Origin of the sequence: Streptomyces sp. SID5643 (genome assembly GCF_009872555.1) — a bacterium.
Classification (GTDB): domain Bacteria; phylum Actinomycetota; class Actinomycetes; order Streptomycetales; family Streptomycetaceae; genus Streptomyces; species Streptomyces iakyrus.
On the sequence record NZ_WWIC01000024.1, the window covers coordinates 1 to 10,438 of the forward strand.

Consider the following 10,438-nt stretch of genomic DNA (forward strand, 5'->3'; position numbering starts at 1 on the left):
ACGTAGCTCAGTTGGTAGAGCGCAACCTTGCCAAGGTTGAGGTCGCGAGTTCGAACCTCGTCGTCCGCTCGGGAAAGAAGACCCCGGTCCATCAGGACCGGGGTCTTCTTCGTGCACACGAGCGTTCGTCTGACATTTGTCATGCCGAAAGATGACAGCGCGCACTGCTTCGGAGCCCGCCCGGCCGGAACGCTTGAAGCATGGAAACCAACGGACACGAACACGTGATTGAGGTCACTGACCTGCGGCGTGTGTACGGGGGCGGGTTCGAAGCGGTACGCGGAATCAGCTTTTCCGTCCGGCGCGGGGAGATCTTCGCGCTGCTCGGCACCAACGGCGCGGGCAAGACGTCCACCGTCGAACTCCTGGAGGGCCTCGCCGAGCCGGCCGGCGGACGGGTGCGGGTCCTCGGGCACGACCCGTACACCGAACGGGCCGCCGTCCGGCCCCGCACCGGTGTGATGCTCCAGGAAGGCGGCTTCCCTTCCGAGCTCACCGTCGCGGAGACCGCGCGGATGTGGGCGGGATGCGTGAGCGGGGCCCGGCCCCCCGCGGAGGCGCTGGCGCTGGTCGGTCTGGAGACGAAGGCCGGCACCCGGGTCAAGCAGCTGTCCGGCGGCCAGCGGCGCCGCCTCGATCTGGCCCTCGCCCTGCTCGGCGACCCCGAGGTGCTCTTCCTCGACGAACCGTCCACCGGCCTGGACGCCGAAGGCCGCCGGGCCACCTGGGAGTTGGTGAGCGCCCTGCGCGACGGCGGAACGACCGTGCTGCTGACCACGCACTACCTGGAGGAGGCCGAGAACCTCGCCGACCGCCTCGCGATCATGCACGACGGTCTGATCGCCACCACCGGGACACCGGCCGAGGTGACCGCCGCGGAGCCGTCGCGAATCTCCTTCGAACTGCCCGACGACTACTTCGTCGGCGACCTCCCGCCGCTCGGCGAGCTGGGCGTGGCCGGGCACGAGACCGACGGCCGGATGATCCGGCTCCGCACCCGCGAACTGCAGCGGACGGCCACCGAGCTGCTGATGTGGGCCGCGCGGGCCGGGGTGGAACTGCGCCGCCTGGACGTGCGCTCGGCGTCCCTGGAGGAGGCGTTCCTCGGGATCGCCAAGAACGTCCCGGCGGAGCACGCCACGGGTACGACGACGAAGGAGCACGCGGCATGAACGCCCCGCAGACGACGCCCCGGCCGGCCACGGCCGCGACGACCCCGCTGAGCCGGATGACCTCCCTCGCCCGTGCCGAACTGACCCTGCTGGGACGGACCAGGGGCGCGCTCGTCGCCGCGCTGTTCGTGCCGCTGGTGATGCCGGTCAGCGTGCGGTCGGCGGCGGAGGAGATGGACCTGGCCGGAGCGGGGCTGAGCACCGGCACGCTGGTGCTGCCCGCCGCGTTCGGCTTCTCCCTGCTGTTCGCCGTCTACTCGGTGCTCGTCGGCGTGTTCGTCGTCCGGCGTGAGGAGCTCGTCCTCAAGCGGCTGCGCACCGGCGAGCTGCGGGACGCCGAGATCCTGGCCGGCTCCGCGCTGCCGGCCGCGCTCACCGGGCTGGCGCAGTGCCTGCTGCTGACGGTGGGCTGCGTCGCCCTGCTGGACCTGTCCGCGCCGTCGGCGCCCCATCTGGTCGTCATCGGCCTGGTGTTGGGGCTCGTGATGTGCGCGGCCCTCGCGGCGGCCACCGCGAGTTTCACCAAGACGGGCGAGAGCGCCCAGGCCACGCCCATGCCGCTGCTGCTGGTCTCGATGATCGGCTCCGGCATGTTCTGGCCCCTGGAGCTGATGCCGGACCGGGTGGCCTCCGTGTGCGAGCTGCTGCCGCTGACGCCCGTCGTCACGCTGGTGCGCGGCGGCTGGGCCGGGAACCTCTCCGGGTACGAGGCGCTGGGCGCCCTCGCGACGGCGATGGCCTGGATCCTCATCGGGGTGTTTGCTGTACGGCGGTGGTTCCGCTGGGAACCGCGGCGCTGACCGAAGGGGGAGTGACGGGCCGATGCGCACGCCGGGCAGGTGGTGGCGGCACAAGAGCACGCCGGAGAAGGTCGAGACGTACACACGGTGGTCGTTCCAGCTCTTCGCCGTGATGGAGTTCTTCTCCGTCGGGCTCACGTCCGTGGCCCCGCTCGGGGCACGGCTGGGCAGCGCCGTCATGGCGGTGGTGGCCGTGCACGCCGGTCTCTGCTTCGTGACCGTTTCCCGGACGATCGACTGGACACGAGGCCGCAGGCCCCAACCCACCGGGCTGCTGTGGACCCTGGCCGCCGTCACCGCCGCGATCGCCGTCGCCGCGATCGGCATCGTCGAGCACGGACCCCGGGGCGAGGACGTCGACACCGCCGCCGGGGGCGTCTTCGGGGTGATCCTGATCTTCGGTCCCGGCATCATCGCGCTCGGCGTCCGCGACCGGCGGCGCGCGTTCGCCATCGCGGGCGGCTTCGCGGCGGGCTCCTGGACCGTGGCCTTCGCGCTCGGCGCCCCCGCGCTCGCGGCGCTTCTCACGGCGCTGATCGTGCTGATCGGCGGCGTGTTCATCGCCTTCACGGCCGTCTTCTCGATCTGGTTGCTGAACGCCGTCTACCAACTCGACGACGCCCGCGAGACCCGGAGCCGGCTGGCCGTCGCCGAGGAGCGCCTGAGGTTCGGGCGGGATCTGCACGACGTCATGGGGCGCAACCTGGCCGTCATCGCCCTCAAGAGCGAGCTGGCCGTGCAGCTGGCCCAGCGGGGGCGGCCGGAGGCCGTGACACAGATGGTCGAGGTGCAGCGGCTCGCGCAGGAGTCGCAGCGCGAGGTGCGGGAGGTCGTGCGCGGTTACCGGGAAGCCGACCTCGGCTCGGAACTCGCCGGTGCGCAAGGGGTGCTGGCGGCGGCCGGCATCGACTGCACGGTCGGCGGGGCGCCGGTGGCCGGGCTCCCGGCCGCGGTGCAGTCCGCCCTGGGATGGGTGGTGCGGGAGGCCGCGACGAACGTCCTGCGGCATGGGGACGCACGGCGGTGTGCGGTGCGGCTGCGGGTGCTGGAGGGGCGCGTGGTGTTGTCCGTGGAGAACGACGGGGTGAGCGAGGCGGGAAAGGAACCCGTGACCGGACCGTCCGGATCGGGACTCGCCGGGCTGCGGGAGCGCCTGGCGAAGTTCGAGGGGACACTGGAGGCCGGCCCGGCGGGGCGCGGGCTGTTCCGGCTGACGGCGGAGATCCCGCTGCCCTCGCCGCCCGCCCCTCCCGGCTCCGCCCCGGCCGTCGTCGCGGCGCGCCCGGTGAGTGAGGTCCCCTCGTGACGGCCGTGGAACCCATCCGGCTGCTGCTCGCCGACGACGAGCACCTCATCCGGGGGGCGCTCGCCGCGCTGCTGTCGCTGGAGGACGACCTGGTCGTCGTCGCCGAGGCGGCCACCGGGCCCGAGGCGATGGCGATGGCCCGGGCGCACAAGCCCGACGTCGCCGTCCTGGACCTCCAGATGCCCGGGGCCGACGGTGTGAAGGTCGCCACATCGCTGCGGACCGAACTGCCCGGCTGCCGGGTCCTCATCGTCACCAGCCACGGGCGGCCCGGCCATCTGAAGCGGGCGCTGGAGGCGGGGGTGCGGGGGTTCGTGCCCAAGACCGTCAGCGCGCAGCGGCTCGCCGAGCTCATCCGTACGGTGCACGCCGGGAACCGTTACGTCGACCCGGAGTTGGCCGCCGACGCGATCGCCGCCGGGGACTCGCCGCTGACCGCGCGGGAGGCCGAGGTTCTGGAACTGGCCGCCGACGGGGCGCCCGTCGTGGAGATCGCCGAGCGGGCCGCGCTGTCGCAGGGGACCGTACGGAACTATCTGTCGTCGGCCGTGTCGAAGCTCGGGGCGGAGAACCGGCATGCGGCCGTGCGGCTCGCGCGGGAGCGAGGTTGGGTATAGTGGTTCTCGCGTCACGGCGCATGCGAACGTAGCTCAGTTGGTAGAGCGCAACCTTGCCAAGGTTGAGGTCGCGAGTTCGAACCTCGTCGTTCGCTCCATCGAGAAGCCCCCCGGTTCCGGCCGGGGGGCTTCTTCGTGCGCTACGTCCTCACGCCCAGCTCGTACCGGTCAGGCGCTCGAACGCCTCGACGTACTTGGCGCGGGTGGCGTCGACGACCTGCTGGGGCAGGGCGGGCGGCGGCTGCTCGCTCTTGCGGTCCCAGCCGGACTCCGGCGAGGTCAGCCAGTCCCGGACGAACTGCTTGTCGTACGACGGCTGCGCACGGCCCGGCTGCCACTGGTCGGCCGGCCAGAAGCGGGAGGAGTCCGCGGTGAGGACCTCGTCCGCGAGGACCAGGTCGTCGCCGTCGAAGCCGAACTCGAACTTGGTGTCCGCGAGGATGATGCCCCGCTCGCGGGCGATGTCCCGGCCCCGGGAGTAGACGGCGAGGGTCGCCTGGCGCAGCCGGGCCGCGGTGTCCGCGCCGACCTGGCGGGCGACCTCCTCGTAGGAGACGTTCTCGTCGTGCTCGCCGACGGCGGCCTTGGTGGCCGGGGTGAAGATCGGGGCGGGCAGTTCGCTGCCGTCGGTCAGGCCCTCCGGCAGGGCGAGACCGCAGACCGTGCGGGTCTCGTTGTACTCGGCGAGGCCCGAGCCGGTGAGGTAGCCGCGGGCCACGCACTCGACCGGGACCATCCGCAGCGACTTGCAGATCAGGGTGCGGCCCGCCCAGTCGGCGGGGGCGCCGTCGGGCAGTTCCGTGCTCAGGACGTGGTTCGGGACCAGGTCGGCGAGCCGGTCGAACCACCACAGGGAGAGCTGGGTGAGGATCCGGCCCTTGTCGGGGATCTCGGTCGGCAGCACCCAGTCGTAGGCGGAGATGCGGTCGCTGGCGACCATCACGAGGTCGCCCGCCTCGTTGCGGTACAGCTCGCGCACCTTGCCGGTGTGCAGATGCACCAGGCCCGGAACCTGGATCGGCTCGGGCTTTTCGACGAATCCGGACACGGTTCCTCCCCGTGGTTCTGTCCAATGGCCTGATTCTCCCGTATGCGCGGGTGATCGCGGACAGTGGGTCAGTCGCGTTTGCAGATGCGGTCCAGGAGATTGGCGGTGGCGCGCTGGACACGCGGGTCGACGTGGCCGGGGCGGTCCAGGGCCGGGGACCAGGCGAACGTTCCTGCTGCGAAGACCCAGGCCCCGGAGGGCGCGCGGTACAGGGACGTCTCCTGGTGGCGCAGGACGCCCTCCTTGTCGGTGTACGGGGAGTGGGCGAGCAGCATGCGCTCCTCGTGGTCGGGGAGCGGGGTGCGCGGGAAGTAGCGGTCCGCCTCGCCCGCCACCAGGTTCTCGAGCTCGTCGCCCTCGTGCGCCCCGGTCGCCTCCCACAGCCAGTGCCCGGAGTTGCGCACGATCAGCGGGTGCGGCTCGGGGACGGGCCCGGCGTACTGGATGCCCAGGAGCTGCTGCTCCGCCCGGTCGATCTCCCGCCACAGCACCGGCTTGCCCGGACCCCGGCGCTTGCGGCAGGTCAGCAGCCGGTCGGGGACGCCGGACGGGGAGGGGCCGAGCTCCACCTGCCAGTACATGGAGTTGGCGGAGAGGAAGACCAGCGAGGTGCCGGTGTCGCGGGCGCGCTCCGCGGTCCGACGCATGTCCGCCGACCAGTACTCGTCGTGGCCCGGGAAGACCAGTCCCCGGTAGCGGGCCGGGTCGACGCGGCCCGCGTGCAGGTCAGTGGCACCGGCGTAGGCGACGTCGTAGCCGTAGCGCTCGGCCCAGCGGATGAAGTCGTAGGCGTGACCGACGTGGAGGGGGAGGCCGGCGCCCGCGTACGGGCGGTCGAAGGAGACCGTCGTGGCGGCCTCGGACTCGCCGAGCAGCCGGCCCTCCTCGTCCCAGGCGTGGTAGAGGCTGGCGCCGGTGCGGCCGTCCTCCGGGTAGAGGTTGTAGGCCTGCCAGGTGACGTCGGGCAGCACGAGCAGCAGGTCGGCGGGCTGGTCGTGGCGGACGGTGAAGGGGACGTGCGAGCGGTGGCCGTCCGCCGTGGTGAGGACGGCGACGTACGCGCCGACGTTCCAGTACGAGGGGACCTGGAGCCGCCAGGACAGCCACCAGTGGTGGCAGGAGACCGTGCGGTCCGCGGTGAGCGGCGCGGGCTGGACGATGCCGGACAGGCGCGGGCTCGTGGTGATCTTCGCGGCGCCGTCACCGCCGTAGTGGCCGATGCGGTAGATGTCGACGGCGAACTGCTGTGGCGGGTCGACGGTGATGTGGAAGTCGATGGCTTCGCCGGGGGCGACCGCTCCGGTCGAGGTGAAGCCCTTGATCTGACGGTGGACGTCGTCGGCCGCGCGGGGGCCGCCCGAGCGGCTGCCCTGCTTCGACGGGTGGGAGGTGTCCTGGTCCACGTACCAGGGGACGACGCGGCCCGAGTCGTCGAAGTACGTCACGTTGCCGCGCAGCCACGGGACGGGGCCCTGTCCGAAGGGATCCGTCACGGCGTGCGCCAGCGCTCCCGACTCCCAGCGGCGGATCTGCTCCGAACCCATGGTTGCTTCCCCTCCCCTTGCCCCCGTGGTGGTGCCTGCCGGTGTGCTGTGTGCCGGTGTGGTGTGTGCGGTGTTCTGCGGTGGATGCGATGCCGTCGTGCCTATGTGCTTGTCGTATGTCGCAAGCCCTTGCCCGCGCGCGAACGGTCCCAGCACATCACATAACGCGCGCGCTTCGTCACTGTTCGTTTCGAATTGGCCAGAACCGGAAGTGGGTGCTCCGGCGGTCAGCCGAGGCGGACGGGCTTCTCCGGGCGTATGCCGAGCTGGGAGAGCCAGACCCGCAGGGGCGTGGCGTCGCCGTCCTCGATGAGGGTGAGGACCTTGGGGGCCAGATCGGCCGTGCGCTCACCGTCGATCAGGAGGGTCGGGCCGTCCAGCCAGTCCAGGCCGGGAGTCGCGCCGGCGGTGTCCATCGCGGCGCAGCAGACCATCGCGGTGAGGTGGTCGGCGAGCAGTTCCCTTGCGGTGCGCGGGGGCTGGAGGGGGAAGAGGGGCAGGGCCCGGTCGTCCCAGAGGGCCGCGGCGTCGGAGGCGGGGGACGGCACGGCGGGCGACGGGGTCGCCGGGGAGGGGGCGGCCTCCTCACGGGCCAGCTCGGCGCTGAGCCGGGCGGCGAGGGTGGCGCTGGGGGCCGTCGTACCGGAGAGGTCCTCGTCGTCGAGGGGGTCCGGTGTGCCGGGGGCCCGGTCCGGGGCGGTGTCCGGCCCGGAGACGGCCGGGCCTCCCGCGGGGCTGCCGGCCGGGGCGGTCCCAGCCGTCCGTGCGGTGCCCGGGTCCTCCGCCAGGTGGTCGAGGACGCGGGACAGGGTGGGGGCGCCGGTCGCGGGGGCCGCGGGGCCGGAGGCGGGGCGGACGCCCATGGTGTCCAGAACGCGGTGCAGGCGGGCCGCGTCGAGGCGCCACTTGCGGTCGACGACCTCGTCCGGATACTCGCTCCAGTCCACCGGCGACCAGTCGGGCCCCGATCCGGCGGGACCGCCGTGGAAGAGGCGGGCGGCGAGGAGGGAGGCGGCCTCGTCGACCGTGCCCGGCTCCTCCAGCAGGTCGCAGGCGGGCCGCTCGCCGAGCCGGGACGCGAATCCCTCGGCCAGGCGGTCACGCCGGGACAGTTCCGTGAGGGCCGCGACCACACCGGCGTCCAGCCGGGACGGCCAGCGGCCCATCCGCCAGGCGGGCAGCGCCACCCGGGTCAGCAGCCGGTCCCAGCCCGCGTACGCCAGGCCCACCTGCTCCTGGGCGACGATCCGCAGCCCGTAATCCACAGCCTGTGCACGCTCCGCCGCGGCGGCGGCCACACCCCGCTCCATCTCGGCGGCGTGAACGCGGCAGCTGCGCAGCAGCAGCCGGGCGACCCAGCCGACCCCGGCGAGCACCACCCGCGAGACCGGCTCGCGGCGAGACGCCGAGGCCACGGCCACCGCGGCGTCCAGACCCCGCACGAAGCGCCGGGCGGCGGCTATGTCCGGGTGGGCCGAGGGGCCCGTACCGGCGATGACCGGGGCGAGGACCGCGCGCAGCTCGCCGACCCGCATCCACCACAGGAACGGGGAGCCGATGACGAGGACCGGCGCGACGGGGTGCCGGCGGTGCGCCTGCCTGCCCCCTCCCGCTATGTCGTGGTGCTCCTCGGCCGGGGGCGGGCCGTGGGCCGGGTGCGTACGGTCCTCCAGCCAGCTGTCGCAGTCCGGGGTGAGCGCTATGGCCGAGGGCGCGGGGACGTCCAAGCGGTCGGCGAGGTCGCGCACCATCCGGTACAGATCGGGCGCCGCCTCCTCGGTGACCGGGACGGTCGGGCTCATGGCGGGCCGGGCCCGGGCGACGACCAGGGCGATGCCGGCGGCGGCGAGCAGCACGAGGACCGCGAACGGCGTCAGCACCCAGCGGGCCGTGTCCCAGACAGGGCCCTCCAGGCGGTCGCCGGCCGCGCCCGCGAGCAGGATCACGGCGACGGCGGCCGGCAGCAGGGCGACGGCCAGGGCACGGCTGCGGATGCGCAGCACGGCCAGTGCCCGTGCCCGCGCGGCCTGCGCGCCTGCTTCCACACCCATTCCGGTCACTACCGACCTCACCCCCTCCCCGTTGACCTGATGCTGCCCTTGCTCACTCCCCCACTGTGGCACCCGCCACTGACATCGCAATGCCGGTGGGCCAAGTGCCGGAACGCTTGCGCCGCACCCTAGTTGGGGCTCCGGCCCCCGTCAGCCGGATAGGGCATCGGTCACTCGATGGAATGGCTTTGGGGAGAGGTGGATGACGGACAGCGAGCATCAGGCCCCCACCTCCCGCATACTTCCGGCCCCGTCCCTCGCCTACGTCGGCCGGGCCTCTCACCCACGTCGGCCGGGCCTCCGACATACGACAGGCCCCGGATCCTGAGACGGATCCGGGGCCTGCGGGGTTCATCGGCGGCGGGGTGGTTTCCCCGCCTCGCGTGGGCCGGTCAGGCGCCCGCCGCCTGCGCGGCGATGTCCGTGCGGTGCTGGGAGCCGTCGAGGCGGATACGGCCGACGGCCGTGTAGGCCCGGTCGCGGGCCTCGGTCAGGTCCTTGCCGGTGGCCGTCACGGACAGGACGCGGCCGCCCGCGCTGACGACGGCGTCCCCCTCCTGCCTGGTCCCGGCGTGCAGCACGTACGCGTGCGGGGCGTCCTGCGCGGCGACCTCGTCGAGGCCGGTGATGGGGTCGCCGGTGCGCGGGGTGCCGGGGTAGTTGTGCGAGGCGACGACGACGGTCACGGCCGCGTCGTCGCTCCAGCGCAGCGGCTCCAGGTGAGCGAGGTTGCCGGTGGCGGCGGCCATCAGCAGCCCGGCCAGCGGCGTCTTGAGCCGGGCCAGGACGACCTGGGTCTCGGGGTCGCCGAAGCGGGCGTTGAACTCGATCACGCGGACACCGCGGGAGGTGATCGCGAGGCCGGCGTAGAGCAGGCCGGAGAACGGTGTGCCGCGCCGCTGCATCTCGTCCACGGTGGGCTGCAACACGGTCTGCAACACCTCGTCGACCAGCTTCGGGTCGGCCCACGGCAGCGGGGAGTACGCGCCCATGCCGCCGGTGTTGGGGCCTTCGTCGCCGTCCAGTGCGCGCTTGAAGTCCTGGGCGGGCTGGAGCGGGACGACCGTCTCACCGTCGGTGACGGCGAACAGGGAGACCTCGGGGCCGTCGAGGTACTCCTCGATGACCACGCGCTCGCAGGCCGCAGCGTGCGCCCGGGCCGCTTCGAGGTCGTCGGTGACGACGACGCCCTTGCCCGCGGCGAGCCCGTCGTCCTTGACGACGTAGGGGGGCCCGAAGGCGTCGAGGGCCGCGTCGGCCTCTTCCGGTGTGGTGCAGACGTACGACCGGGCCGTGGGCACCTCGGCCGCCGCCATCACGTCCTTCGCGAAGGCCTTGGAGCCTTCCAGCTGCGCGGCCCGGCCGGACGGGCCGAACACGGGGATGCCCGCCTCGCGGACGGCGTCGGCGACACCGGCGACCAGCGGGGCCTCCGGGCCGACGACCACCAGCTCCGCGCCGAGGCGGGTGGCCAGCGCGGTGACGGCTGCGCCGTCCAGGGCGTCGACCTGGTGCAGCTCGGCGACGTCGGCGATGCCGGCGTTCCCGGGGGCGCAGTGCAGCGCGGTGACGTCGGGGTCGTGGGACAGGGAGTGGCACAGGGCGTGTTCGCGGGCGCCGCTGCCGATGACGAGGACCTTCACGGGGGTCAGCCTAACGGGAGGTGCCGGGTTCCCTTTGTGCGGGCCGCCGAGGCAAGGGAGGATCTTGAGCTGGAGGTTCCTCCAAGGGGGCGGGCTATTCGTTCGTGAACTCCTCGACCACCGTCGCTCCCAGCTCCCTCACGATCAGCTCCTGGCCGGAGAGGGCCGACTCGTCGAGGTCGGGGTCGTCGTCCTCGGGGATGTCCTCCTCGACCGAGACGTGGCGCGGCTGGGGGGCGGAGGGCTGGGGGGCGGCC

8 protein-coding genes and 1 tRNA gene are annotated in these 10,438 nt (G+C 73.2%); 5 read left to right on the forward strand and 4 right to left on the reverse strand.

Features of this window, described 5'->3' with window-relative positions:
• Nucleotides 1-200: 200 nt before the first annotated feature.
• The 5 genes from GTY56_RS02850 to GTY56_RS02870 all read left to right on the forward strand — a co-directional run bounded on the left by GTY56_RS02850 (nt 201) and on the right by GTY56_RS02870 (nt 3,993).
• Nucleotides 201-1,172, forward strand: coding sequence for an ABC transporter ATP-binding protein (locus GTY56_RS02850; protein WP_161362131.1), 972 nt, complete (start codon nt 201-203; stop codon nt 1,170-1,172).
• Nucleotides 1,169-1,972 (forward strand): ABC transporter permease, encoded by an 804-nt coding sequence (locus GTY56_RS02855; RefSeq protein ID WP_161362133.1) that lies wholly within the window; start codon nt 1,169-1,171, stop codon nt 1,970-1,972. Before GTY56_RS02850 ends, GTY56_RS02855 begins: the two co-directional genes overlap by 4 nt.
• Before the next feature lie 22 nt (nt 1,973-1,994).
• On the forward strand, nt 1,995-3,278 hold the full coding sequence (locus tag GTY56_RS02860; RefSeq protein ID WP_161362135.1) for a sensor histidine kinase: 1,284 nt from the start codon (nt 1,995-1,997) through the stop codon (nt 3,276-3,278).
• Complete coding sequence (locus GTY56_RS02865; protein WP_346345398.1) at nt 3,275-3,895, forward strand: response regulator; 621 nt, start codon at nt 3,275-3,277, stop codon at nt 3,893-3,895. Before GTY56_RS02860 ends, GTY56_RS02865 begins: the two co-directional genes overlap by 4 nt.
• 22 nt (nt 3,896-3,917) lie before the next feature.
• A tRNA-Gly gene (locus GTY56_RS02870) sits at nt 3,918-3,993 on the forward strand.
• Between the two features lie 50 nt (nt 3,994-4,043).
• Here GTY56_RS02870 and GTY56_RS02875 read toward each other — a convergent pair.
• The 4 genes from GTY56_RS02875 to purD all read right to left on the reverse strand — a co-directional run bounded on the left by GTY56_RS02875 (nt 4,044) and on the right by purD (nt 10,181).
• Entirely contained in the window at nt 4,044-4,943 is a 900-nt protein-coding gene (locus tag GTY56_RS02875) for a phosphoribosylaminoimidazolesuccinocarboxamide synthase (protein WP_161362137.1), read from the reverse strand.
• Between the two features lie 68 nt (nt 4,944-5,011).
• Entirely contained in the window at nt 5,012-6,487 is a 1,476-nt protein-coding gene (locus tag GTY56_RS02880; protein ID WP_161362139.1) for a N,N-dimethylformamidase beta subunit family domain-containing protein, read from the reverse strand.
• A 227-nt stretch (nt 6,488-6,714) separates the two neighbouring features.
• Entirely contained in the window at nt 6,715-8,538 is a 1,824-nt protein-coding gene (locus GTY56_RS02885; protein WP_202509656.1) for a hypothetical protein, read from the reverse strand.
• A 392-nt stretch (nt 8,539-8,930) separates the two neighbouring features.
• Nucleotides 8,931-10,181, reverse strand: a complete 1,251-nt coding sequence (purD, locus tag GTY56_RS02890) for a phosphoribosylamine--glycine ligase (protein ID WP_161362143.1) — start codon at nt 10,179-10,181, stop codon at nt 8,931-8,933.
• Nucleotides 10,182-10,438: the final 257 nt, after the last annotated feature.

Bases quoted from the DNA above. Each gene is read 5' to 3' on its own strand.
- GTY56_RS02850 (WP_161362131.1), top strand. From the start codon at position 201: ATGGAAACCAACGGACACGAACACGTGATTGAGGTCACTGACCTGCGG.
- GTY56_RS02855 (WP_161362133.1), top strand. From the start codon at position 1,169: ATGAACGCCCCGCAGACGACGCCCCGGCCGGCCACGGCCGCGACGACC.
- GTY56_RS02860 (WP_161362135.1), top strand. From the start codon at position 1,995: ATGCGCACGCCGGGCAGGTGGTGGCGGCACAAGAGCACGCCGGAGAAG.
- GTY56_RS02880 (WP_161362139.1), bottom strand. From the start codon at position 6,487: ATGGGTTCGGAGCAGATCCGCCGCTGGGAGTCGGGAGCGCTGGCGCAC.
- GTY56_RS02885 (WP_202509656.1), bottom strand. From the start codon at position 8,538: ATGGGTGTGGAAGCAGGCGCGCAGGCCGCGCGGGCACGGGCACTGGCC.